A 22,603-nucleotide genomic window follows, 5' to 3' on the forward strand; every position below is an offset into this window, starting at 1 on the left:
GGTCGACTACAGGGTGACGGGCACGCTGTGCGGAGAGTTACGGACGAAGGATGGAGTCGAGGGCGGCGCCCACGGCGTGGAGGTGCCGGCTCATGGCGGCGCGGGCCTCCTCGGCGTCGCCCGCTTCCACGGCGGCAAGGATCTGCTGGTGCTCGCGATCCGACGCGTGCTGGCGGTCGGTCACCATGTTGAGGGTCTCCGACTGGTGCGCCAGGGCATCGCGGATATTGGAGACGACGTCCTCGAAGACCTGGTTGTGGCTGGCCCGGGCGATCGCGACGTGGAAGCCGGAGTCGAGGGCGACCCAGGCTTCGGGATCGTCCTCGGCGGCCATGGCGGCCACGATATCCCGCAGGGCTTCGAGCTCGTCAGGGGTTCGCCGTTCCGCCGCGAGTCCTGCCGCGGGTACTTCGATGTGCGGACGGGCCTCGGTGAGGTCCAGTGCGGAGTACCCGCCGAGCACCAGATCCTTGGCCACGTGGTTCGCCAGCACGAACGTGCCGCGTCCCGTCCTGGTCACGGTCAGTCCGAGGGCGTTGCAGGAACGCAGGGCCTCCCGGACCACGGACCGGCTCACTCCGTAGCGCTGTGCGAGGGCGGCTTCCGAACTGAGTTTGGCACCCACCTCCAGCGCTCCGTTCTCGATGTCGCTGCGGAGCGCATTGAAGACGGCCTCGGCGGCACTGACGCGGGCCAGCGGATAGCTCGTGGCGGCCGGCGGATCGGCAGGCTGCTGTCCGGCTGTCCGGCTGTCTGACAGGTTCACAGAAGAAATATGGCACACATCACACGCTCGCGTCAACGTGGCGCCGGCCCACCTGTCGGGGGGGACGGACCCGGTCGTTCGGGGGCACTGGTCTGGACAGCCGCCGACGGGATGGTCAGGATCAGTACATGACGACTCCACCCCGCGAGGCGGTTCTCCGATTCATGCGCGCGTTCCATCAGCAGGAGCGGGACGTCGCCGAGTCGATGATGGCCGACGACTTCGTCTTCACCAGTCCCCAGGACGACCACATCGACAAGAGCGCCTGGCTGGAGCGCTGCTTCCCGTCCGCGGACCACTTCGACGGGCCGGCACGGACCCTGCAGATCATCGAGGTCGACGGCATCGTCCTGCACCGGTACGAGTACGACGTCGCCGGGCGGACCTACCGCAACATGGAGGCGACCCGGGTACGCGATGGCCTGGTGTGCGAGGTCGAGGTGTATTTCGGGGGAGCCGTCTAGCCCGCGCTGGACTGCCGGCGAGTCCAGTGGTGCTGGCGTCGGCGATGTCGCGAGGGCAACCCACCGTGCCCCGCAGGACCGCGCTGCTGCATCCGCACTCCTCCTCCGGTCCGCGCGCTAGCCGGACTGCTCGAGGCGTGCAGGGCCGGTCGCGGCCCTGCCGGATCAGCGACCCGTCCGCCGACGCGGGGCGATCAGGTCCCCTGTCGCAAGGGCGGGTGACGGAGGCATCTGCCGTTGCCTCAACGAACGGCGGCAGGTGTTATAGGGGTGGCGCGCATTCCGCGGGGGCCCTCGGTCACCTGTTCCGGCAGGCCGGCCGTGCTTCAGGACACAGGAGGTACACGTGGCAGGACGGTTCGAGATCTATCACGACGACGGGGAGAAATTCCGGTTCCGGCTCACGGGGGACGACGGGGCCACCTTGGTGACGAGTGAACCCTATGACGACAGAGAGACCACCGTGGCGGGCATCAACGGGATCCGGGACTGTGCCGCTTCAGCGCTGATCGCCGACCTGACACTGGGACAGCGGACCTGAACCCGTCCGCGGGACGGTTCGCGCCCGGGGAGTCCGACGAGCGACAACCCGGGAAGAGGCAGCACGGGCGGGCAACCACCGGGCCCCAGGCTGCCGGGCTCCTTCACAAGGAGCCCGGCAGCAAACCAGTGCGCGCTCGCCGCGAGTGACCTGCGGGTCAGAGCGCTCCGCCCGTCGTGCGGTTCCTGTCGGTCGCGGATGCATCGGTTTCGTCCACGGGGCGGAGCTTCTCCGTGGTGCTCGGAGAGAGACTGTCGTCCGGGCTGGTGTACACCGCAGGGGCGCCACCATCGGCAGGGGTGATGGTGACATCTGCTGAAGCGTCCTCGGTGTTCTCGGAGCTCTTCTTGCTCGCCGCGACACCGGCGACTGCTGCTGCGGCTGCCAGGCCGACGCCCGCCGCGACCTTGCCGGATACTCCGGCCTTACCGCTGTCCCCACGGGACGCCGCAGCAGCTTCCACGCCGGGCTGACCGACGGTGGAGCCGGCCCCGACGGACCCACGCCAGGCACCCGTCGCATAGCCCTCGTCCTCGATGAACGCCTTGAAGCGTTGCAGGTCGGCCTCGGCCTGGTTCTCCACGACGTTGAGCTTGTCGCCGATCTTCTCGACCAGGCCCTCCGGCTCGTACTCGAGCACGAGGTTGATCTGCGTCTGCCCGCCGCCGAGGTCCTCGAAGGACACCGAGCCAGCATTCGTGGCACCCTCGGTCGCGGCCCATGACACCTTCCTGTCCGGCACCTGCTCCAGGATTCGGGCCTCCCACTGGCGACGGATGCCGCCGATCTCGGCCACCCAGGTCTGGCGCTCGTCATCGAGCTGCGTGATCGATTTGACCCCGCCCATGAAGTGGGGGAACTCCTCGAACTGGGTCCACTGGTTGTAGGCCACACTCACCGGCACGTTGACGAGAATTCTCTTTTCAACCTTCGTGCTCATAGCGACTCCTTCAGTTGTTTCGTGGATCGGCAATCAGGATTGAAGCATCATCCCGATTCATCAGCATGCTTAGCATAACGTCCGGAATCGATTGTTGGCGAGGCCCGGGACAGGAGCGCAGTGCAATCCGCTCAGAGGGCCGGTGGTCAGCGTGGTCTTCTTCCCGCGGGGAGCGTCCGAGGGGCGGTCCTTCCGGCAGGACCGCCGTCGTCAGTCGGAGAAGAACTCCAGGAGTTGCGGTGAGACGGCCTTTTCGGACACCTGGTGGGTCTGGCCGTCGAGGACACGGTGCTCGGCTCCTGGTATGGCCTCCGCGATGTCCCGCTGGGCGGCGGCCATGGCGGGAGCCGCTTTTCCGCCGACCATGACCCGCGTGGGTACCGGGATCGTGGCCAGTCGTTCACGCGGGGCAACGAAGTTGTTCGACACCTTCGTCTCGTAGGGCAGCGTGCCGGCAGCTGCCGTCTGGTGTTTCCAGACTCCGGGCATGATGCGCAGCAGAAGCGGAACGAAGGCAGGCAGGCCGATCATCTTCACCAGGAAGTAGGAAACCATCGCTCCGCGCCTGTTGTCGGCCAGCATCTGCTCGAGGCGGGCACCGTGATCCACGGGAACGCCGTCAACCGTGCCGACGCCCGTATAGGGTGCTTCGAAGACGGCCAGTTTACGGATACGGACGCCTGAGGCCGCCGTTTCGAGCGCCAGCGCAGCGCCGGAGGAAATGCCGTACACGTAGGGGTTTCCTCCGCCGCGGTCATGACCGCGGCGAGGTCCTCGATCTCCCGCTGCACCGCGTAGGGTCTCGTGTCGCCGCTCCCGCCGCGGCCACGACGGTCGTAGAAGAACACGGTGAAGGACGGTGACAGTTCCTCGGCAAGCTTGCGCGCGGGTCCGAAGGAGCGGCCGCAGAACGCTCCGTCCACCAGGACGACGCTCGGTCCGGTTCCGGTTCTCTCGTACGAAATCAGCGTTCCGTCCGCCGACGGAACTTCTGCAACAGTCGGGATGCCTGTGTTCTGCCTCATGATGAGAGCCTTTCGATGAGAAGTCCCGGTGCGTGCAGGGGCTGGTGCTAGCTGAGCCAGTCGCCCCGGTTCCGGATCTCCTGCACGGCCCATCCATTGCCGTCCGGGTCCGAGAAGTAGATGAAGGCGGACGCGTCGCCGTCTCCCATCCTGGTGACGGGTGCGACGTCGACTCCCCGCTCCAGCAGCTCCGAGCGGGCTGCTTCGACATCCCGCACCACGAGCTGAAGGCCGGAAATGGGCGGGCTTCCATCGGAACCCATTCCCTCCATGACCACCACGGAGCAGGATGATCCCCTGGGTGTGAGTTGAACGATCCGGACCCCCGGTGCTGGGGACACGTCATGGTCGAGGACGAAACCGACCTGGTCCCGGTAGAACTTCATCGAGCGGTCGATGTCGCTGCTGGGCAGGACGATCACTTCGAGTTTCCATTCCAGGGAGGTCATACCGGAACCCTACAGCCACTGTCACCCCGTGAACCGGGGATCGGGGAGGATTTCGCCCTCCCGGACCGCCCACCGTAATCCACCGGATTCAGCGCACAGAAGGGGAAACGATCGGGTGGACTTCACTCGCGGGCCGTGCCGGAGTCGAACCATCGGATCTGACTGGTCGCGTGGTGGGCCCGCACCATCGTCTGATGCAGCTCGGCGGCCTGGCGTGCGGCTGCCTGCAGCTCGAAGGCCGCCTCGAGCACGCCTTCGACGCTCTGTTTGTCCTCGACGTGATGCCTGCCCGCCTGCAGCCGTTGATGCCACCTCCCCAACTGGTCCAGCACATACGCGATCCTTTCCTGCACGTGCACCAGTTCCCCCAGGGCGTCCGGCCCCTCGGAGGGGACGGAGAAGGCCGTGCCGGAAGACGCAAGCTCACGGGCGGCGAAATGGAGCGCCAGTGCGCGTTCATAGGTGCCGGGCTTCCTGTCCATCCGAACCCTCCCTGAAAGTGCTGGCCTAATCCTGGCTATGACCTTACTGTCGACCTCAAGGGGCGCCGTCCGCGCCCGTAGGCGGTAGGACGTGCTGGTCTTCAAGGTCCATGTTGAAGCGGCTGAGGATGGGTTCGTCGTGACCTGTCCGGACGTCCCTGCGCTTCATCACCGGATCGCCTCGCTCTGGGATGCGTGCGACGTGCGGACTGTCCTCGCTGGGCTCAACGGGGTTCCCGAGGATCTCGTGTGGTTGCAGATCAGGGCGCGGATCGGAGCAGTCACCGTCGTCTCCGACGTCCATCCACTGCACTGGGTCGCCTTCCACTCCGTTGCACGGCCGGCGCATCCCTCCTTCGATCGCGGGACTCTCGTCTTCGACCATGCCCTGACCGCTCTGGGGCACGAGGCCGATCATGCCGATCGGGAAGGGCGTGCACATGCCAGGGTCAAGGTGATCGTGTCGTTCCTGGACGGCACGAAGGTCCAGGTGCCCCGGGCAGGGGGCTACCCCCTCTCCGACGTCATGGACGGCACCCGTGCGACGCGGGACTTCAGCGGATGGCTCAGGTCCCGGTTGACCGGCCACGTACAGCCGGCGTCGAACTGGCATGCTCCCGTTGTCGGCCTGCAGGTAGGTGTCTTTGCTCCCGAAGCCGCCGACGCCCGGCGCTACCGCTGAACCGGGAGCACCGGGGGAGGCCCGTTCTGCCCGGATCGGCCGGCCCCACTCCCGCAGCGTTCCCTCCGCACGGGTCCTCCCGCTCACGCGACGGAAACGCGGCGCGGAGGAAAGGCGATACGGTCCAGGTCCGATGCCGCGATGACGTCCCCGCCGCCTGCTGCTGCCCTCGCCTGCTCCGCCAGCACGGCGACGTCGTCGTACCGGGACGAGAAGTGCGTGAGCACGAGCGTGCCAGCCCTGCCGGCGCCCGCGAGCGCACCCGCCTGGCCCGCGGTGAGGTGGAGGTATTGGTCGGCGAGTGCGGCGTCGTCGTCGCTGAAGGTGCTCTCCATGACCAGGAGATCCGTGCCGTCGGCGAGCGCGACAGCGCCGTCGCACACCGCCGTGTCCATGATGAAGGCGAAACGGCGGCCCGGGCGATGCACGCTCACGTCCTCCAGCCGCACGTCGCCCAGTCTGCCCTCGCGCTGCAGGCGTCCTACGTCCGGCCCGGCGATGCCGAGGGCCGCGAGGCGCTCGGGCAGGAAGGTCCGTCCGTCGGGCTCGGTCACCCGGTATCCGTAGGCTTCGATGCGGTGCCGCAGCGGCTGCACGTCGATCCCGGGAGCGATCGGCCCCGCCTCACCGTGGGGATGGAGCTGCAGATCGACTCCCGGCGTCGCGAGGGAGACGAGCGCGCGCACCACGTCCTCGCCGGACGCGGGGTAGTGGAGGTGGACGGGGGAGGCGACGCCGTCGAGCACCATCCGGGACAGCACACCGGGCAGGCCGAAGCAGTGGTCGCCGTGGACGTGGGTCAGGCAGATCCTGGTGATACGGCTCGACGCGACGCCGGCAAGGGTCATCTGGCGCTGGGTGCCCTCGCCGGGATCGAACAGGATGCCCTCGCGCTCCCACCGCAGGAAGTAGCCGTTGTGGTTGCGGGTCCGGGTGGGCACCTGGGACGCCGTGCCGAGGATGACGAGCTCACGCATGACCCCAGTCTTGCATCGCGGCCGCCGTCCGGCGCTGCGGCCTTGCACGGCGAGAAATCAGGACACGGTGGGGAATCAGGACACGGTGGGGAATCAAGTCGGTGGGGAATCAAGTCGGTGGGGAATCAGGGCACGGATGGACGCGGGCGGTGGACCGGGGGACGACCGGACGAAAGAATGGGCGGACGACGACGAAGGGGCAGGATCAGGTGGAGCAGCACGCACATCCGGCGACGCCGGATCGGCCGGAAGGGCGCTCTCCGCGGACGGGCTCGGACTGGCAGCGGGGCGCCTGGAGTACACCCTCACGCGCGTTGGCGCCTGCCACGCTGGTATCCCTCGCGGGCTTCACCCTGTTCGCCCTCCATCAGCCGCTGATCGGTTACCTGCTGCTGCTGGTGGCCCTCGTCCTGGCCGCCGTCGTCTCCATCGCGCTCTTCCGGGACCTCCTGCTCGTGGCGTTCGGCGTGACGGTCATGAGCCTGGTCCCGATCACCACCGACATCAGCCCCCCGCACATGGTCGTCATGGGCACGGCCATGATCCTCGCCGTCGGCGTCCCCTACGCCGTCTCCCGCTTCGCCTACCGGGACCATGCCATCACCTTCCCGGTCCGGACCGGCCAGCGGTGGAGCCGCGCCGAGATGTGGTACCTGCCCGCCGTCGTCGGAATGGGCTACGTACTGCTCCCCGTCTACATGCTCTCCACCGGCGTGTACCGCAACTGGCCGGCGGCCTCGGAACCCGACGACGTCGTCCGCCTGTTCGTCGGCACCAACGGGCTCGGCATCTGGGACGAGCTCTTCTTCATCTGCACCGTCTTCGCGCTCCTGCGCCGCCACCTGCCCATGGTGCAGGCCAACGTGCTGCAGGCCGTGCTCTTCACCTCCTTCCTCTGGGAGCTCGGCTTCCACGCCTGGGCGCCGGTGTTCATCTTCCCGTTCGCGCTGCTGCAGGCCTTCATCTTCACGAGGACGCGCTCGCTGTCCTACATCGTCTGCGTCCACCTGCTGTTCGACCTCGTCCTGTTCCTCGTCCTCCTCCACGCCCACAACCGCGCGTGGATCGACATCTTTGTCTACTGACCGGCCGAGGACAGGAGCACCATGAGCGACCCCGCCGACTTCATCGACGAGTCCCTCCGGTACGAGGGCTCTGAGGAGCGCGCGGAGGACTACGAGCGGCGCTTCGGGACCGTCTTCGAGTACTACGGCGCGTCGGTGGGTGCCGTGCGCGGCACCATCCGCAACGCGGGACGCCGGTACCCGGACCTCGGGCACGACGACGTCACCGCCCTCGCCTCCGAGCTGTGGTCCCGCCCGGTCTTCGAGCGCCGCCTGGCGGCCGTGGTTCTGCTGCAGTCCTCGGTGCGCCTCCTGCGCCACTCCGACCTGACCCGCATCGAAGGCTTCCTCCGGTCCGCGCACCTCGAGGACCTCGTGGACCCGCTTGCCGTCGACGTCGTCGGGCCCCTGCTCCTCCGCCTTCCGGGGCAGGACGGCGTCCGCGCCCGCGTGGTCCTGGAACGGTGGGCGGCGGCGGACGACGTGTGGCTTCGCCGCGCCGCCGTCCTGGCGCACCTGCCCGCCTTCCGGGCCGGGGCGGGGGACGACGCGTCCTTCCGGCGCACCGTCCGGCTGGTCTCGGGAGCGCAGCAGGGCCGGATGACGGCCGTCGAGGACGCGTTGGCCCTGGTGCGGGCGAGCGGTGCAGGCTAGCGGATCCGGCAGGAGGCGCTAGCGCACGTCGATGGTGCGGATGAGCTTTCCGCGCAGGGCCGGCACGAGGTGGTGGACGCCCATCATGCCCATTCCGTACCGCCGCACCCGCCTCATGGACGTGGCCACCTTCAGCTGCGGGTCGATCCGCACCGCGGCGTACCCCAGGCGGTGGGCAACCCGGACGGAGAAGTCGATGTCCTCGTCGCGCCGGTCGATCGACGTCCGCTCGAACCCGCCTGTCGAGACGTAGGCGGACGCGCGGACGGCCATGTTGTGGCCGGCGACGAACCGCAGGTATGCGGCGTCCAGGTGGGCGACCGCCATCAGGACCCTCAGGAGCCTGAGGGCTCCGAACATCAACAGGTCATCGCTCCACCGGTAATACCGGTCCCGCAGGGGGAGGCTGGTGCCGCCCAGAAGCTGCACGGCGGCGTCCCGGGAGAACGCCGCGCGGATCCGGCCGGTCCAGTCCTCCGCCGGCTCGCTGTCCCCGTCGGTCCGCGCCACCAACGTGAAGCCGTCAGCGATCGCGGCACGGAACCCCGTGTCGCAGGCAGCCCCGGTGCCTTTCTGCGGTTCCGAGAGGATCCTGACGGCCAGGTCCGGATGGTCCGCTGCGAAGCGTTCCACCCGATGGACGGTGTCATCGGTGGAGCCGTTGTCCACGACGTACACGGAGAGGTGGGTGCGGTCCCGCTGTCGGCGCAGTGCCTCGAGAGCACGGGCCACGTCGGGTTCGTTGAAGACGGGGACGACGACGGCGAGCCGGTCACGCACTGGACTTCCTTCCGGTCCTCGAGAGGGTCGCGGGCGGGTCAGGGGTTGTCGAGGTCTGCTGCGGCGAGGGTGTCGCATGATCGCAGGTCGCCGGTCTCGTAGCCCTGCGAGAACCAGGCCTGCCGCTGCGCGCTGGAGCCATGCGTCCACCCCTCGGGGTTCACCCGTCCGGTCGCTGCTTCCTGGATCCTGTCATCTCCTACGGACGATGCCGCGGACAGGGCGTCCTGGAGATCCGTCGTCGAGAAGGGCCGGAGGAACGGCAGGCCGGACTCGGGGTCCGGCACGGACGTGGCGTGCGCGGCCCACATGCCGGCGAGGCAGTCCGCCTGCAGCTCCACCCGGACGGCGCCGGACTCGGCTCCCTGCGGATCCTGCTGGGCGGCCCCGAGCGTGCCGATCAGGTTCTGGATGTGGTGCCCGAACTCGTGCGCCACCACGTACTCCTGTGCGAGAGGACCGCTGGAGGATCCGAAGCGCGTGACGAGGTCGTCGAAGAATGCCGTGTCGTAGTAGGTCTGCTGGTCCGTGGGGCAGTAGAACGGTCCGACGGCGCTGGTCGCGGTGCCGCAGCCGGTATCGGTGCTGCCCGTGAACAGCACCACACCGGGCTGGGTGTAGGTGACGCCGAACTGGTCGAGGTAGGGCTGCCAGAAACTGTCGAGGCTCTCCGCCGTACCCAGGATGCGGCAGTCGAGCTGCTCGTTCGCATCGCTGCCGCGATCGCACGCATTGATGGCATCGACGGAACCGCCGTCCTGTTCCTGCGTGGTCGTGGAGCCTTCCTCGAGCCCGAGCTGGTTCACGACATCGGGTCCGAAGATCAGCGACAGGATGAGGAGGAGGCCACCACCGAGACCGCCCCCGACGGCGGCGCCGCGTCCCCGTCCCCGCCGGTCACTGACGCGGGAGGGATCGAGACGGACGTTGTCATTGAAACTCATGGCTCAACAATAAGCGGACTTAGCGTTGTCATGGGCCACGACGTGGTGGCGCCGCGCTCCTCGATCGCCTGCTACTCGAGGGGCCGGCGTTCTCGTGGCCAGTGGAGCAACGGGTCGATGGAGGTGTACGCGACGGCCAGCTTCAATGCCCTCAACTCCTGCTCGAGCACGTGCGCCGCCCTCTGGTGGCCCTCAGGACCGAGGTGTACGTCGTCGGCGAGGAATGCCTTCAACTGGTGAGTGGTCAGCCAGTCCCCGGCCGACACGAAGGGGATGCCGCGCTTGTCGGCCAGGTCGGTGAGCAGGGCGTCGACCTCGTACCGGCGCCCGCCGCCGTCCTGCGCGCTCCGGCTCAGGGTGCCGATCATCACCATGCGTGAGGACGGATACGTGCGTCCCAGTTCCAACACGAGGGCATTGGCGCCGGCGAGGATGTCGCCGTCCGATGCTCCCTGGAAGGCGTCGTTCCCTCCGCCCTCCACGACCACGAGTGCGGGATCCCCGTGCGGCAGCACCCAGTCGCCGCGGGTGAGTGAGTCGTAGTAGTTCGCGTCACCGGCTTCGTTCGCGGCAACGAATCCGGTGCCGCCGGCGCCGACGAACCGCACGGAGTACCCGAGTTCGCGCAGGGCCAGCTGGGGCCAGCTGTCGTTCCCGGCCGACTGCGAGTCCCCGATGAGCACGGCGGTGCGGCGGATGTCGGGCACCACGACTTCGCGGCGGTCGGTTCCGGGATTGCTGGCGAGACTGCCGGCCGGCAGCTGCGCCGGCTCGGTCCGGGTCCGCATCGTCGCCCTGGTCGACTCCGTGGAGCTCCTACCCGGGGTCTCCTGGCGCGCAGCATCCGCGGAGACGCCAGGGGGAGCTTCAGCGGGCGAGGCCAGGGCTTGACGGGTCTGCACCGAGGTGGGCGACACGGACCCCGCGAGGAAGGCGAGCGACAGCCCGAGGGACATGAGGGCCACGCGTGGGGAACCCCTGGGACGTGCTGGTGGAACCCCCAGAGCCCCGGTCGTCGTGCTGCTGTGCTTCGCCATCCCCATGCCCCCTCGGACTCCCCCTCCAGAGTCCTTCACCAAGCCTACAAGCGCGGGAGACGTGGAGTCGTCCTTGATCCTGTGGCACCCGACAGTAGCGCTACGTGGGCGGGACGGCACACCAGATGCGGATCGGGCCGGATTCTCGCACCGAAGTGCGCAGAGGCCAAGAGAAACCTCCCCGCGCAGCGTCGGTTGTCAGGTGTAGTGGCTGCTGGAACGGTGGGGACCGGGCGGCGCCCTGGTCATACCCCGTCGGTGGACTGCCGTCCCGGACCAGAAGGAGCAACGGATGAACATCCTGCACGTAATGCTGGACGGACTCGAGCACGCCAGGTTCCTCGACAAGGTCGCCGACCCGATCGCGGCAGCAGTCAGCAAAGCCGTCAAGCCGCGCATGATCCGGAACGTGCTCAGCGGCACCGCCATCGGTCACCACCTCCATCCCATGCTGATCGTCGTGCCGTCGGGTGCCTGGAGCATGGGCTCGTTCCTCGACATCGCCGGAGGCAAGAGCTCCCGCAAAGCGGCCGACCTCCTCGTCGGCGTCGGGATCCTCTCTGCCGTACCCACCGCGATCGCGGGCCTGCACGACTGGTCCGACACCCAGGAGAAGGAACGCCGCGTCGGGCTCGTCCACGCGGCCGGCAACTCGCTGGCCCTGACGCTGTACACGGCCTCGGCGGTCGCGAGGGCCAGGGACAGCCGCGCTCTCGGAGTACTGCTCGGGCTCGGCGGCCTCGGTTCGATGCTGTTCAGCGCCTACCTCGGCGGGCACCTGAGCTACGCGAACGCCGTCAACGTGAATCGGACCGCCGGGCACGAGGCGCCGAAGGACTGGACGCGGGTGGCCAGCGACGCCGACATCGTCGAGGGTGGGCGGCAGCTGGTCGAGGCGAACGGCGTGCCGATCCTGCTGCTGCGCCACGGCGGCAGGCTGACGGCCATGGACAGCGTCTGCAACCACCTCGGGGGACCACTGCAGGACGGCCCGATCGAGGACGGCTGCATCACGTGCCCGTGGCACCAGAGCATGTTCCGGCTCGACGACGGCAAGAACTACCGCGGCCCCGCTGCCGTCCCGCAGCCCGTCTACGAGACGCGAGTCACCAGCGACGGCTACATCGAGCTGCGCCAGCCCGCGTCGTGACGCTCCAGTCGGCGCGTAACCGCGCCGACGACCGCCGACGACCGCCGACGACTGCGCCGACGAAGAAGCCCCACCGGGAGGACCCGGCGGGGCTTCTTCGTCGAGCAGGGGCTCCTAGTGCACGGGTGCGGGAGCGTCCCCGGTCACCCGGGGCGCGCGCACGAAGAACGAGGCGACGACGGCGAGCAGGAAGATGACCGCCCCGTACAGGAACGCCGCCCGGATACCGCCGGCCATGGCGGGAAGCGCCGCTGTGCCCTCGGCCGCGAGGGCCGTCGACTGGAGGGTCATCACCGAGATGAACAGTGCAGTACCGGCCGCGCCGGCCAGTTGCTGCGCTGTTCCGAAGACCGCGCTGCCGTGCGAGTACAGGTGCGGCCTGACGGACCCGAGGGCCGAGGTCATCAGCGGGGTGAACATGAGGGCGAGCCCGACGCTGAGCAGGACGTGTGCCACGAGCACCAGGTGCGCGGGCGTCGTCTCGGTGACCCGGGTCATCGACCAGAACACCGCGCTGACCAGGAGCGCGCCCGGGACCAGGAGGATCCGGGGCCCGCGGCGGTCGTAGATCCGGCCGACAATGGGGCCGAGCAGGCCCATGGCGAGGCCGCCGGGGAGGAGCAGCAGCCCGGACACCAGCGGGTCCAGGCCGAGGACGCTCTGGACGTAGATCGGGATCAGGATGATGGTGCCGAAGAGGGCCATCATGCTCACCGCGATGGCGACGATCGAGATGGTGAAGTTGCCGGACGTGAACACCCGCAGGTCGAGCAGGGCCGCGTCCCGCCGCTGCAGCACGAGCTGGCGGGAGATGAAGGCGGCGAGCCCGACGATGCCGGCGAAGAGGGGGATCCACGCGGGGAAGGCACTGCCGGCCGCGGCTTCACCGAGCTGGCTGAGGCCGTAGATGATCCCGCCGAAGGCCACGGCGGAGAGGATGACCGATGGCACGTCGATCGACGACCGCCGCGGCTCGGTGATGTTCTGCATCCTGGCCGATCCGATGACCAGGGCCGCGAGGGAGATCGGCAGGACCAGCCAGAACATCCAGCGCCAGTCGAGCACACTGAGGATGGCTCCGGAGATGGTGGGGCCCAGCGCGGGCGCCACGGAGATCACGATCGAGATGTTGCCCATGATCTTGCCGCGCGATGCGGGGGGCACGAGCGTCATGACGGTCGTCATCAGCAGCGGCATCATGATCGCCGTGCCGCTCGCCTGGACGACGCGGCCGACCACGAGTACGGCGAACCCCGGGGCCAGGGCGGCGATGAGGGTGCCGAGGCTGAACAGGCCCATGGCGGCCATGAAGACCGGGCGCGTGGTGAAGCGCTGGAGGAGGTAGCCGGTCACCGGAATGACCACGGCCATGGTCAGCATGAAGGCCGTGCTCAACCACTGGCCCGCGCCCACGGTGATGCCGAGGTCCTCGACCAGGCGCGGGATGGCCACGCCCATGATCGTCTCGTTGAGGATCACCACGAACGCGGAGACGAGCAGGATGGTGATGACCAGCCTGTCGCGTGCTGGGAGGGCGCCCTGGCCGACGGCGCCGGAGGAGGCGGTGCCGGCGGACACGGTGTCGGCGGAAACGGCAGGGCGGGACGGCGCGGCGCCTGCTCGGCTCGGAATGGCGTCTGAGACGCGGGACGGTGGACTGGAGGTCATGATGATCCGCTCGGTTCGAAATGCTGTGCGGCGCCGTCGGAGGTCCTCCGTGCGGCCGCGTTCGGCACCGGGCGCTGAGAAGTCGACCCGGTCAATCACTGAACCTCCGGCGTCCGGATCCTATTCCGGGATGCCGTTCTTCCGGTACGCCGTGGTTGCTCCACTAGCATGGGGCGGGTGCGTGGCCCGGGACCGATGTCCAGGGCCTTTCCTCCGCCCACCGCGCAGGACGCGATCCCGGCTCGTCCGACGAAGGAGACTTCCGTGCCCGATTCTTTCTACCGTGATCTCGGCGGCGGGAGGTTCGAATCGACGATCCACGCCCAGGGCGCCTGGAACCCGGAAGAGCAGCACATGGCACCGATCTCGGGCCTCCTGACCCAGTGCCTGCTGGACTGCCAGCCGCGGGACGGCATGCAGCTCGGCCGCCTGAGTTTCGACATCCTCGGGATGATCCCGGGCGGTGAGTTCGAGGTCAGCACAGCGGTCGTCCGGCCCGGACGGACCATCGAACTGCTCGAGGCACGCATGGAAGCCGGCGGCAGGACGGCCATCGTTGCGAAGGCATGGCGCCTCGCCACCCAGGACACGGCAGCCGTCGCCGCCGTGGAGGACCCGCCGATGCCCGGACCCGAGGCCGCCGGACCGCACGAGGGCATGACAGCGTGGCCCGGAGGGTTCATCCGGTCCCTGGAGGTCCGCGTGGTACCGGGCCACCGTCCCGGGCGGGGGCAGGTCTGGATACGGAATCCCTATCCGATGGTGGAGGGCAGGACGACCGCCGACGTCGTGCGCCTCGTGGGCATGATGGACGCGGCCAACGGGATCGCCTCGCGTGTGGCACCCGGCGGCGACAGCTGGATGTTCCCGAACGTCGACCTGCAGATCCACCTCCACCGCCTGCCCGTTGGCGAGTGGCTCGGTCTCGATACGCGCGTCACCTTCGGCGCGAACGGTGTGGGACTCACCTCCAGCGTCGCGCACGACCTCGACGGTCCCTTCGGGCGCATCGAGCAGATCCTCACGGTACGCAAGCTCTGACCATCATGCCCGGAATGCCCCGGCGCTCGCCGGGGTTGCACCGGACACGGACGCCCTCGCCGCCGTCGGCAGGGAGCGGACAGCCTGCCCGCACGACCGGAAGTCCCCGAGGAAGAGGAACCATGACGAAAGCAATGTGGAAAGACAGGGTCGTCGCGGAGTCGGCGGACACCGTGATGGTCGAGGGAAACCACTACTTCCCGCCGGCTTCCATCTCCCAGGAGTTCTTCGTCCCCACGGAGACGCACACGGTGTGCCACTGGAAGGGCACGGCGAGCTACTACACCCTGGTGGTGGACGGCGAGCAGAACAGGGACGCCGCCTGGAGCTACCCGGAACCGAAAGAAGCGGCGGAGAACATCCGCGGTTACTACGCTTTCTGGAAGGGCGTCACCGTCAGCGAGTGAGCATCGGGCAAGGGGCGCCGTCTCACGACGGCGCCCCTTGTCATGCTGGTCGCAGGACAGCTGCGCCCGGCTCAGGATCCAAGGACACGGCGCCGCACGGCGCACAGCGAAGGAGCAATCCCATGGAGTACCGGAAACTCGGCAACAGCGGCACCTCGGTGTCCCACCTCGCCCTCGGCACGATGACCTTCGGGGCGGAGGCGGACGAGGCGACGTCGCACGCCATCCTGTCCGACTACGCCGCGGCAGGCGGCAACCTGATCGATACGGCGGACGTCTACTCCGCCGGCACCTCCGAGGAGATCATCGGCCGCTGGCTCGCGAAGAACCCGGCGGAGCGGGACCGGATGGTCCTCGCGTCCAAGGGCCGCTTCCCGATGGGTACCGGCCCCAACGACCTCGGCCTGTCGAGGCGGCACCTCCGGCGAGCGCTCGATGCCTCGCTGGCCCGGCTCGGGGTCGACCACATCGACCTGTACCAGGTGCACGCGTGGGATCCGCTGACCCCGCTCGAGGAGACCCTCGGCTTCCTCAACGAGGCGGTCGTCCAGGGCAAGATCGGCTACTACGGGTTCTCCAACTACACCGGCTGGCAGCTCACCAAAGCCGTTATGACCGCCCGCCAGCGTGGCTACTCGCTGCCGGTGACGCTTCAGCCCCAGTACTCACTGCTCGTGCGCGACATCGAAGCGGAGATCGTCCCCGCCGTGCTCGACGCGGAGATGGGCATGCTGCCGTGGTCCCCGCTCGGCGGCGGCTGGCTGACCGGGAAGTACTCCCGCGACGCCGAGCCGACGGGCGCCACCCGGCTCGGGGAGAACCCCAAGCGCGGCATGGAGGCCTGGGAGAAGCGCAACGCGGACCGGACGTGGGACATCGTCGACACCGTGACCGGCATCGCGGCCGAGCGAGGCATCAACGCCTCCCACGTCGCGCTCGCCTGGGTCGCCGCGAAGCCCGCCGTGACCTCGGTGATCCTCGGCGCGCGCACACGGGAGCAGCTGGCCGACAACCTGGCGTCGTCCGGCGTCGTGCTGACGCCCGAGGAGCTCGACCGACTCGACGAGGTCAGCGCCCCCACTTTCGGGGACTACCCCTACGGGGCTCCCGGGCAGGAGCAGCGCCGCCGCAAGATCGAGGGCGGCCGCTAGCCCCGGCACTGGTCCGTCCGGCACTGTCCGCCCGGCCCCGGCACATCGGGGCCCGGGCGGCAGATAGTGCCGGCGCTGGTCCCTCCGGCTCGTCGGGGCGGTATCGGGGCTTGGAAGCATCCGCGCGACGCGTTATCGTTCGAGCAGCGACACGGGGTGTCCCTCCACCGGAGGGGCTGAGATAAGACCCGTCGAACCTGATCCAGCTCATACTGGCGAAGGGATGTCCTGCCGGACCCTGGTGTCCGTCTGTCCTCTCGCCCCAGCGAAAGGCAGCACATGACGGAATTCCCTTCGGCAACTGCGGACCCCGCCCGCACGGTCGGCGCCGAGGCCTGCGCCGGGTTGCTCGCAGATCTGCGCAGCGCCTCCCCGCTGGTCCAGTGCATCACCAACGCCGTCGTCACCAACTTCACTGCGAACGTGCTGCTCGCCCTCGGCGCAGCGCCCGCCATGGTCGACATCCCCGGGGAGGCGGCGCAGTTCGCGCCCGTGGCCTCCGGGGTGCTCGTCAACCTCGGCACGCCCACCGAGGCGCAGCGCGCGGCCATGCTCGAGGCCGCCGAGGCAGCGGGGGCGTCGGGCACGCCCTGGGTCCTCGATCCCGTCGCCGTCGGATTCCTGGCCGTTCGCACCCGGACGGCCCAGCAGCTCGTCGCCCAGCGCCCGACCATCATCCGCGGCAATGCCTCGGAGATCATCGCCCTCGCCGGTTCCGGCGGCGGGGGACGCGGCGTGGATTCCCTGGACGAGCCCGCCGCGGCGCTCGACGCAGCACGCCTCCTGGCATCGCGGTACGGCTCCGTCGTCGCCGTGTCGGGTCCCGTTGACGCGGTCGTCCCGGTCGCCGGGGCCGTCATCAGGGTCGCCAACGGTACGCCGCTGCTGACCCGGGTCACCGGCGGCGGTTGCGCGCTCGGCGCCGTGATGGCTGCCTTCGCCTCGCTCACGCCGGACCCACTGCTCGCGGCCACCGCGGCCACCGGCGTGTACACGCTCGCCGCGGAGAAAGCCGCTGTCCTGGCGGAGGGCCCGGGCACCTTCGCCCCGCGCTTCCTGGACGCGCTCGCGGCCATCACCCCGGCCGATGTCCGCCGGGGCCTGGTCCTGCCGGAGGACTCCTGATGCCGCGGCCGGATCCGGCGTCGTACCTGCCGCTCTACCTCGTGACCGACACGGAGCTGTGCGCGCCCCGGACGGTCGTCGACGTCGTCGCCGCCGCCGTGACAGGGGGTGCGACCTGCGTGCAGGTGCGGGACAAGCACGCGGGAGGGCGGGACCTGGTCGCGCTCCTCGCCGCGGTCGCCGACGCCGTCGCGGGCCGGGTGCTGGTACTGGTCGACGACAGGGTGGATGTGTACCTCGCGGCGCGGGAGCAGGGCGCACAGGTGCACGGCGTCCACGTGGGCCAGTCCGACCTGCCGCCCGACCTGGTGCGGCGCATCGTCGGCCCGGACGCCGTCGTCGGGCTCAGCGCGGCGACCGCCGACCAGTTCGCCGTCGCCCATGCTCTTCCCGCCGGCACGGTGGACTACCTCGGCACCGGCGCGGTGCATGCCACGGCCACGAAACCCGACCACCCGACGCCGCTCGGCGTCGACGGCTTCGCTGCTCTGGCGGGCACGGCGCGCCTGCCCTGCGTGGCGATCGGCGGCATCACCGCGGCGGACGCCTCCCCGCTCCGCCGGGCGGGAGCGGCAGGGATAGCGGTCGTGTCCGCGATCTGCGCGGCACCCGACCCCGCAGGTGCCGCGAGGCTGCTGCTGGAGGCCTGGGAGTCCTGAGGAGCCCGGAGTCATCGGTGCAGGACCGGTGCAAGACCCGTGCCGCACCGGTGCAAGACCCGTGCCGCACCGGTGCAAGACCCGTGCCGCACCGGTGCGGGCTCTGTGCGGGACCGATGCGGGTCGGCAGAACGCGATAGCCCGAAGAGGCTCCGACGGCAACCGGGAGAGCGGGTGCCTGTGGCCCCTAGAATCGCCGTGTGGCAACGAGGAGGGACATCCTTGCCGGCATGGTGATCGTGCCGCTCCTCGTGGCGGAGACGGCGTGCAACGGAGGTTCCATGGACAACGGACAGCCCGCGGGTACGACGGCGGGGGATCCGGCCGTCCTGACAGCGCGACCGGGCGCGGCGGAACCGGGTACCGGGCCGAGAACGGGGGTGCACGCCCTCGGCGTGGCGACGACCCGCGACCCGATCGTCTTCGTCCCCGAGTCCGTGGCCACCGATGAACCGGTTCCCCTCCTCGTCGCTCTCCACGGGGCGGGCGGGGACCCGCAGGGTGGGCTGTCCGTCCTGCGCGCGGCCGCCGAGGAGCTCGGGATCGTCATCCTCGCGCCCGCCTCCCGCGCGGCTACCTGGGACGCCATCCGCGGCGGGTACGGTCCGGACACCGAGGTCATCAACAGGGCACTGGAAGAGGTCTTCTCGTTCGTCCCCGTCGATCCCGACCGGATCGGCGTGGCAGGGTTCTCCGACGGAGCCTCTTACGCGCTGGGCCTCGGGCTCGCCAACGGGGACCTTTTCAGCAAGGTGGTCGCGTTCTCACCCGGCTTCGTGCCGGCCGGGCCGCGGAACGGGCAGCCGGCCGTCTTCATCTCGCACGGCACCGAGGATGCCGTCCTCCCCATCGATGCCACGAGCAGGAGGGTGGTCCCCGCGCTCAAGCGCCGCGGGTACGAAGTGGTGTACCGCGAGTTCGAGGGCCCCCATACCGTACCTCCGGCCATCGCCGTCGAGGCGGCGCTCTGGCTCGAGTGGACGCCCCTCCCGACGCCCTGACCGGCGCGGGTCCTTCAGGGCTTGCCGTCGTCGGCCAGGTGCTGCCCGGCCGGTCCGGGCGCAGCTTCTCCCGGGCCCTGCCTACGATGGATGGATGAGCACTCCATGGCATGGCGCTGCCGAGCTGGCGCTCGTTCTCGACCCGGCATCGGATGACGCGGCCGCAGAACTGGAGCGTGGCATCGCGCTGCTGCGCGACGTCGCCGTCGGAAGCAGGCCCCCGACGCTGCGCCTGTACCGCCCGAGTCCCACGGTCGCCTTCGGGCAGCGGGACGCACGGCTGCCGGGCTTCGGCGAGGCGTGCGCCGTATCGACGAAGCACGGCTTCGTCCCGCTGGTGCGGCGGGCAGGCGGGCGCGCCGCTGCCTACCACCGGGGCTGCCTCGTGGTCGACCACCTCGAACCCGCCGCTGATCCCGTCGCCGGCACGCGGGCCCGTTTCGCCGCGTTCGGTGAGTTCTTCGCCGGGATACTCACCGGCGTCGGACTCGACGCGCACGTGGGCGAGGTTCCGGGGGAGTACTGCCCTGGTGAATTCACCGTCCACGGGCGGGCCGACGGCGTCCCGGCCGTGAAGCTCGTCGGCACGGCGCAGCGCGTCGTCGCGGGCGCCTGGCTCTTCTCGTCGGTTCTCGTCGTAGAGGACTCGGAGCCCCTCCGCGCCGTCCTCACCGACGCCTACGCCGCTCTGGGGCTCGAGTGGCGGCCGGCCACTGCCGGAGCGGCACAGGACCTGGCCGGCGGCGTGACGGTCGACGTCGTGGAGGACGCCCTGCTGGCGGCCTATGCCACCACCGTGCGCCTCGGCCCGGCATCCCGCCGCTCCTGACGGCGGGGCGCCGGGGAGGAGCGGCGGGACGCCGGCGACCGGCCCAGGGGATCAGTGTCCGCGCTGGATCCATTCCTCCAGATGCGGAGCCTCGTCGCCGATGGTGGTGCTGTCCCCGTGGCCGGTCCGCGCGATGGTCTCCGGCGGCAGCGTCAGGAGCCGGGTGCGGATGGACTCGATGATGGTGGGGAAGTCGCTGTAGGAGCGGCCCGTGGCGCCCGGTCCGCCCTGGAAGAGCGTGTCGCCCGTGAAGACCGTGCCTGCCTCCGGCAGCAGGTAGCAGACCGAGCCGGGGGAGTGACCCGGGGTGTGCAGCGCGGTGAGCGTGACACTGGCGACGTCGATCGTGTCGCCGTCGCGGATCCACTGGTCGGGGCTCAGCTCGGGGTACACCCTGTCCCAGAGTTCGCGGTCGCCCTCGTGGAGGTGGATCGGCGCTCCGACGGCGTCGAACAGGTCGCCGACGGCGCGGATGTGGTCGTCGTGGGCATGCGTCAGCAGGATCGCCCGGACCGTCCGCCCGTTCACCTGGTCGAGGATCGCCGCGGCGTCGTGGGGTGCGTCGATGACGACGCATTCCTCGTCGTCACCCACGATCCAGACGTTGTTGTCCACGTCCCACGTGCCGCCGTCGAGCGAGAACGTGCCCGACGTGACGAGGTGCTCCACGCGTGCCGCCATCAGAGCTCCACCACCGATCGGAGGACCGCACCGCCGTGCATCTTCGCGAAGGCCTCCTCGACCTGGTCGAGGCGGATGCGCTCGGTGACGAAGGCGTCGAGGTCGAGGTTGCCCTGCAGGTAGTGGCTGACGAGCATGGGGAAATCCCGGCTGGGCAGGCAGTCGCCGTACCAGGAGGACTTCAGTGCTCCGCCCCGGCCGAAGACGTCGAGCAGCGGGAGCTCGATGGTCATCTCGGGGGTGGGAACTCCGACGAGCACCACCGTTCCGGCGAGGTCGCGCGCGTAGAACGCCTGCTTGTAGGTCTCGGGCCGTCCGACGGCGTCGATCACGACGTCGGCTCCGTTCCCGCCGGTCAGGGCCCGGATGCCTTCCACGGGGTCCTCGTCCTTCGAGTTCAGGACGTGGGTGGCGCCCAGGCCCCGTGCGAGTTCGAGCTTCCGGTCGTCGATGTCGACGGCGATGATCGTGGTGGCTCCGGCGAGCCGGGCCCCCGCGACGGCGGCTATGCCCACGCCACCGCACCCGATGACGGCGACCGAGTCACCCCGGGAGACGTTGCCGGTGTTGATCGCTGCTCCGATACCCGCCATCACGCCGCACCCGAGGAGGCCCACGGCCGCCGCATCCGCCGCCGGATCGACCTTGGTGCACTGGCCCGCCGCCACGAGGGTCTTCTCGGCGAAGGCGCCGATGCCGAGGGCCGGGGACAGCACGGTGCCGTCCTCGAGCGTCATCTTCTGGGTGGCGTTGGCGGTGTTGAAGCAGTACTGCGGCTCACCCCGGCGGCACGCCCGGCACTCGCCGCAGACGGCCCGCCAGTTCAGGATGACGCGGTCGCCCGGTGCGACGGTGGTGACGTCGTCGCCCACGGCGCTCACGACGCCGGTCGCCTCATGGCCCAGCAGGAACGGGAACTCGTCGTTGATGCCGCCCTGCTTGTAATGCAGGTCGGTGTGGCAGACGCCGCACGTCAGGATATCGACCAGCGCTTCGCCCGGTCCGGGATCGGGTATTAGGATGGTCTCGATGGCGGCGGGGGCATCCTTCGCCCGCACCACGACGCCCTGAACTCTATGCACCATGTCTTCGCTGTCCTTCCGCTGGGAACAGCGGCCCGGGAACGGGCCACCGTTCCCAGCATATGGCGGGAACGACCGGCGCGGAGGGCGTCCGGGCTAGACGGCGACCCTGGTCCGGACCTCGGCGGCGGACGGGTTGGTGGCTGTGCTGCCGTCCGGGAAGATCACGGTCGGGACGGTCTGGTTGCCTCCGTTGAGGGATGCGACCAGCTCCGCGGTGCCTTCGACCTCCTCGATGTTGATCTCGTTGTAGCCGATGCCCTGTGCATCGAGCTGAGACTTCAGGCGCCGGCAGTACCCGCACCAGGAGGTCGAGAACATGGTGATGGATCCGGCTTCTGGCGTGTAGTCCACGGTGCTCCTCAAATCTGCGTGCGCACATGCCGCACGTGTCGATACGCGGGCAGCTGATCGGCCCGCATGGTACTCAACACTGCAGGAGGCGGTGCCATTCCTCCCCGCATTCCTCCCCGCGGCAGGTGGCGACTGCAGGCGGCAGCGGTAGGCTTCCGCCATGGCTGAAGCAGACGACGAGCAGAACGTGAAGCAGTTGGCGGCCGTCCGTGTCGCCATCAACGAGGTGGACGAGCAGATCGTGTCCCTCATCTCCCGCAGGGAGCGCCTCGTCCGCCGGGCGGGTGCCCTGAAGCATGACGACGCCTCCGTCCGCGCCCCCGCCCGGGTGGAGCAGGTCATCACCAATGTGCGCGGCTACGCGTCGCAGCAGGGCGTGGATCCGACGGTCGTCGAGGAGACGTACCGGGCGATGATCGCCGCGTTCATCGAGTTCGAGATGAGGGTCCGCCGGGAAGGCTGACCTGCACAGCGCCGGTGGCCTCCGTCCTGTCGATGTGCCCGTCGATCTGTCCGTCGATCCACCCGTCCATCGGGCCCGTCGATCCGAGGGGTGTTGGTCGGCCCTGCGCCCACCCGATACGATCAGCAAGGCGGTCCCGGCCCTTGCCGGGTCCCGTCACGCCCGTTCGGGGCGACCAATTTTTCCC

At 69.5% G+C, this 22,603-nt stretch carries 27 protein-coding genes and 1 riboswitch; of the genes, 14 read left to right on the plus strand and 13 right to left on the minus strand.

Features of this window, described 5'->3' with window-relative positions:
• Window positions 1-37 precede the first annotated feature (37 nt).
• Window positions 38-766 carry a FadR/GntR family transcriptional regulator gene (locus tag ACX80H_RS00165; RefSeq protein WP_459310420.1) on the minus strand — a complete coding sequence of 243 codons (729 nt, stop codon included), beginning with the start codon at window positions 764-766 and terminating at the stop codon, window positions 38-40.
• 128 nt (window positions 767-894) lie between these two features.
• Between ACX80H_RS00165 and ACX80H_RS00170 the strand changes: the two genes are divergently transcribed.
• Together ACX80H_RS00170 and ACX80H_RS00175 are read left to right on the plus strand one after the other, a co-directional pair.
• Window positions 895-1,230 (plus strand): nuclear transport factor 2 family protein, encoded by a 336-nt coding sequence (locus ACX80H_RS00170; RefSeq protein WP_459310421.1) that lies wholly within the window; start codon window positions 895-897, stop codon window positions 1,228-1,230.
• A gap of 346 nt (window positions 1,231-1,576) precedes the next feature.
• Entirely contained in the window at window positions 1,577-1,771 is a 195-nt protein-coding gene (locus ACX80H_RS00175) for a YegP family protein (RefSeq protein WP_459310422.1), read from the plus strand.
• A 157-nt stretch (window positions 1,772-1,928) separates the two neighbouring features.
• Here ACX80H_RS00175 and ACX80H_RS00180 read toward each other — a convergent pair whose 3' ends face one another.
• From ACX80H_RS00180 to ACX80H_RS00195, 4 genes are all read right to left on the minus strand, one after another.
• Window positions 1,929-2,711 (minus strand): SRPBCC family protein, encoded by a 783-nt coding sequence (locus ACX80H_RS00180; RefSeq protein ID WP_459310423.1) that lies wholly within the window; start codon window positions 2,709-2,711, stop codon window positions 1,929-1,931.
• A 210-nt stretch (window positions 2,712-2,921) separates the two neighbouring features.
• Entirely contained in the window at window positions 2,922-3,833 is a 912-nt protein-coding gene (locus ACX80H_RS16475) for an alpha/beta fold hydrolase (RefSeq protein ID WP_525929877.1), read from the minus strand.
• Window positions 3,784-4,185, minus strand: coding sequence for a VOC family protein (locus tag ACX80H_RS00190; RefSeq protein ID WP_459310425.1), 402 nt, complete (start codon window positions 4,183-4,185; stop codon window positions 3,784-3,786). Before ACX80H_RS00190 ends, ACX80H_RS16475 begins: the two co-directional genes overlap by 50 nt.
• A 122-nt stretch (window positions 4,186-4,307) precedes the next feature.
• Window positions 4,308-4,667, minus strand: a complete 360-nt coding sequence (locus tag ACX80H_RS00195; protein WP_459310426.1) for a hypothetical protein — start codon at window positions 4,665-4,667, stop codon at window positions 4,308-4,310.
• A 91-nt stretch (window positions 4,668-4,758) separates the two neighbouring features.
• On the opposite strand from ACX80H_RS00195, the gene ACX80H_RS00200 reads away from it, so the two are divergent.
• Window positions 4,759-5,349, plus strand: a complete 591-nt coding sequence (locus ACX80H_RS00200) for a hypothetical protein (RefSeq protein ID WP_459310427.1) — start codon at window positions 4,759-4,761, stop codon at window positions 5,347-5,349.
• Between the two features lie 83 nt (window positions 5,350-5,432).
• Here the strand turns inward: ACX80H_RS00200 and ACX80H_RS00205 are convergent, their stop codons facing one another.
• The gene (locus ACX80H_RS00205) at window positions 5,433-6,326 is read right to left on the minus strand and encodes a ribonuclease Z (RefSeq protein ID WP_459310428.1); all 894 of its coding nucleotides are present in this window, start codon (window positions 6,324-6,326) and stop codon (window positions 5,433-5,435) included.
• 314 nt (window positions 6,327-6,640) lie between these two features.
• On the opposite strand from ACX80H_RS00205, the gene ACX80H_RS00210 reads away from it, so the two are divergent.
• Together ACX80H_RS00210 and ACX80H_RS00215 are read left to right on the plus strand one after the other, a co-directional pair.
• The gene (locus ACX80H_RS00210; RefSeq protein ID WP_459313322.1) at window positions 6,641-7,411 is read left to right on the plus strand and encodes a CPBP family glutamic-type intramembrane protease; all 771 of its coding nucleotides are present in this window, start codon (window positions 6,641-6,643) and stop codon (window positions 7,409-7,411) included.
• A gap of 21 nt (window positions 7,412-7,432) precedes the next feature.
• The gene (locus ACX80H_RS00215; RefSeq protein ID WP_459310429.1) at window positions 7,433-8,044 is read left to right on the plus strand and encodes a DNA alkylation repair protein; all 612 of its coding nucleotides are present in this window, start codon (window positions 7,433-7,435) and stop codon (window positions 8,042-8,044) included.
• Window positions 8,045-8,062: 18 nt separating this feature from the next.
• On the opposite strand, the gene ACX80H_RS00220 is transcribed toward ACX80H_RS00215, so the two are convergent.
• From ACX80H_RS00220 to ACX80H_RS00230, 3 genes are all read right to left on the minus strand, one after another.
• The gene (locus ACX80H_RS00220; protein WP_459310430.1) at window positions 8,063-8,824 is read right to left on the minus strand and encodes a glycosyltransferase family 2 protein; all 762 of its coding nucleotides are present in this window, start codon (window positions 8,822-8,824) and stop codon (window positions 8,063-8,065) included.
• Between the two features lie 38 nt (window positions 8,825-8,862).
• Window positions 8,863-9,768: a KPN_02809 family neutral zinc metallopeptidase gene (gene ypfJ, locus ACX80H_RS00225; protein WP_459310431.1), complete on the minus strand. Its 906-nt coding sequence runs from the start codon at window positions 9,766-9,768 to the stop codon at window positions 8,863-8,865.
• Window positions 9,769-9,839: 71 nt separating this feature from the next.
• On the minus strand, window positions 9,840-10,724 hold the full coding sequence (locus tag ACX80H_RS00230; RefSeq protein WP_459313324.1) for an SGNH/GDSL hydrolase family protein: 885 nt from the start codon (window positions 10,722-10,724) through the stop codon (window positions 9,840-9,842).
• Window positions 10,725-11,097: 373 nt separating this feature from the next.
• Between ACX80H_RS00230 and ACX80H_RS00235 the strand changes: the two genes are divergently transcribed.
• Window positions 11,098-11,955: a Rieske (2Fe-2S) protein gene (locus ACX80H_RS00235; RefSeq protein ID WP_459310432.1), complete on the plus strand. Its 858-nt coding sequence runs from the start codon at window positions 11,098-11,100 to the stop codon at window positions 11,953-11,955.
• A gap of 114 nt (window positions 11,956-12,069) precedes the next feature.
• On the opposite strand, the gene ACX80H_RS00240 is transcribed toward ACX80H_RS00235, so the two are convergent.
• Complete coding sequence (locus ACX80H_RS00240) at window positions 12,070-13,623, minus strand: MDR family MFS transporter (RefSeq protein ID WP_459310433.1); 1,554 nt, start codon at window positions 13,621-13,623, stop codon at window positions 12,070-12,072.
• A gap of 264 nt (window positions 13,624-13,887) precedes the next feature.
• Between ACX80H_RS00240 and ACX80H_RS00245 the strand changes: the two genes are divergently transcribed.
• The 7 genes from ACX80H_RS00245 to ACX80H_RS00275 all read left to right on the plus strand — a co-directional run bounded on the left by ACX80H_RS00245 (window position 13,888) and on the right by ACX80H_RS00275 (window position 19,836).
• Window positions 13,888-14,664 (plus strand): thioesterase family protein, encoded by a 777-nt coding sequence (locus ACX80H_RS00245; protein ID WP_459310434.1) that lies wholly within the window; start codon window positions 13,888-13,890, stop codon window positions 14,662-14,664.
• Between the two features lie 122 nt (window positions 14,665-14,786).
• The gene (locus tag ACX80H_RS00250) at window positions 14,787-15,071 is read left to right on the plus strand and encodes a DUF427 domain-containing protein (protein WP_459310435.1); all 285 of its coding nucleotides are present in this window, start codon (window positions 14,787-14,789) and stop codon (window positions 15,069-15,071) included.
• Window positions 15,072-15,193: 122 nt separating this feature from the next.
• The gene (locus tag ACX80H_RS00255; RefSeq protein WP_459310436.1) at window positions 15,194-16,222 is read left to right on the plus strand and encodes an aldo/keto reductase; all 1,029 of its coding nucleotides are present in this window, start codon (window positions 15,194-15,196) and stop codon (window positions 16,220-16,222) included.
• 142 nt (window positions 16,223-16,364) lie between these two features.
• A riboswitch (TPP riboswitch) is annotated at window positions 16,365-16,463 on the plus strand.
• 38 nt (window positions 16,464-16,501) lie between these two features.
• Window positions 16,502-17,347, plus strand: a complete 846-nt coding sequence (thiM, locus tag ACX80H_RS00260) for a hydroxyethylthiazole kinase (RefSeq protein ID WP_459310437.1) — start codon at window positions 16,502-16,504, stop codon at window positions 17,345-17,347.
• Window positions 17,347-18,006: a thiamine phosphate synthase gene (gene thiE / locus ACX80H_RS00265; protein ID WP_459310438.1), complete on the plus strand. Its 660-nt coding sequence runs from the start codon at window positions 17,347-17,349 to the stop codon at window positions 18,004-18,006. The genes thiM and thiE overlap by 1 nt, the downstream gene beginning before the upstream one ends.
• A gap of 200 nt (window positions 18,007-18,206) precedes the next feature.
• A complete protein-coding gene (locus tag ACX80H_RS00270; RefSeq protein WP_459310439.1) occupies window positions 18,207-19,007 on the plus strand; it encodes an alpha/beta hydrolase in 801 nt (266 codons plus the stop codon).
• Between the two features lie 94 nt (window positions 19,008-19,101).
• On the plus strand, window positions 19,102-19,836 hold the full coding sequence (locus tag ACX80H_RS00275; RefSeq protein WP_459310440.1) for a lipoate--protein ligase family protein: 735 nt from the start codon (window positions 19,102-19,104) through the stop codon (window positions 19,834-19,836).
• 51 nt (window positions 19,837-19,887) lie between these two features.
• On the opposite strand, the gene ACX80H_RS00280 is transcribed toward ACX80H_RS00275, so the two are convergent.
• The 3 genes from ACX80H_RS00280 to ACX80H_RS00290 form a co-directional block, all read right to left on the minus strand.
• Window positions 19,888-20,517 carry an MBL fold metallo-hydrolase gene (locus ACX80H_RS00280; protein WP_459310441.1) on the minus strand — a complete coding sequence of 210 codons (630 nt, stop codon included), beginning with the start codon at window positions 20,515-20,517 and terminating at the stop codon, window positions 19,888-19,890.
• Complete coding sequence (locus tag ACX80H_RS00285) at window positions 20,517-21,602, minus strand: S-(hydroxymethyl)mycothiol dehydrogenase (RefSeq protein ID WP_459310442.1); 1,086 nt, start codon at window positions 21,600-21,602, stop codon at window positions 20,517-20,519. The genes ACX80H_RS00280 and ACX80H_RS00285 overlap by 1 nt, the downstream gene beginning before the upstream one ends.
• A gap of 93 nt (window positions 21,603-21,695) precedes the next feature.
• Window positions 21,696-21,953 (minus strand): mycoredoxin, encoded by a 258-nt coding sequence (locus ACX80H_RS00290; protein ID WP_459310443.1) that lies wholly within the window; start codon window positions 21,951-21,953, stop codon window positions 21,696-21,698.
• Between the two features lie 160 nt (window positions 21,954-22,113).
• On the opposite strand from ACX80H_RS00290, the gene ACX80H_RS00295 reads away from it, so the two are divergent.
• Window positions 22,114-22,416, plus strand: coding sequence for a chorismate mutase (locus ACX80H_RS00295; RefSeq protein ID WP_459310444.1), 303 nt, complete (start codon window positions 22,114-22,116; stop codon window positions 22,414-22,416).
• Window positions 22,417-22,603: the final 187 nt, after the last annotated feature.

Source organism: Arthrobacter pasteuri (assembly GCF_054510955.1).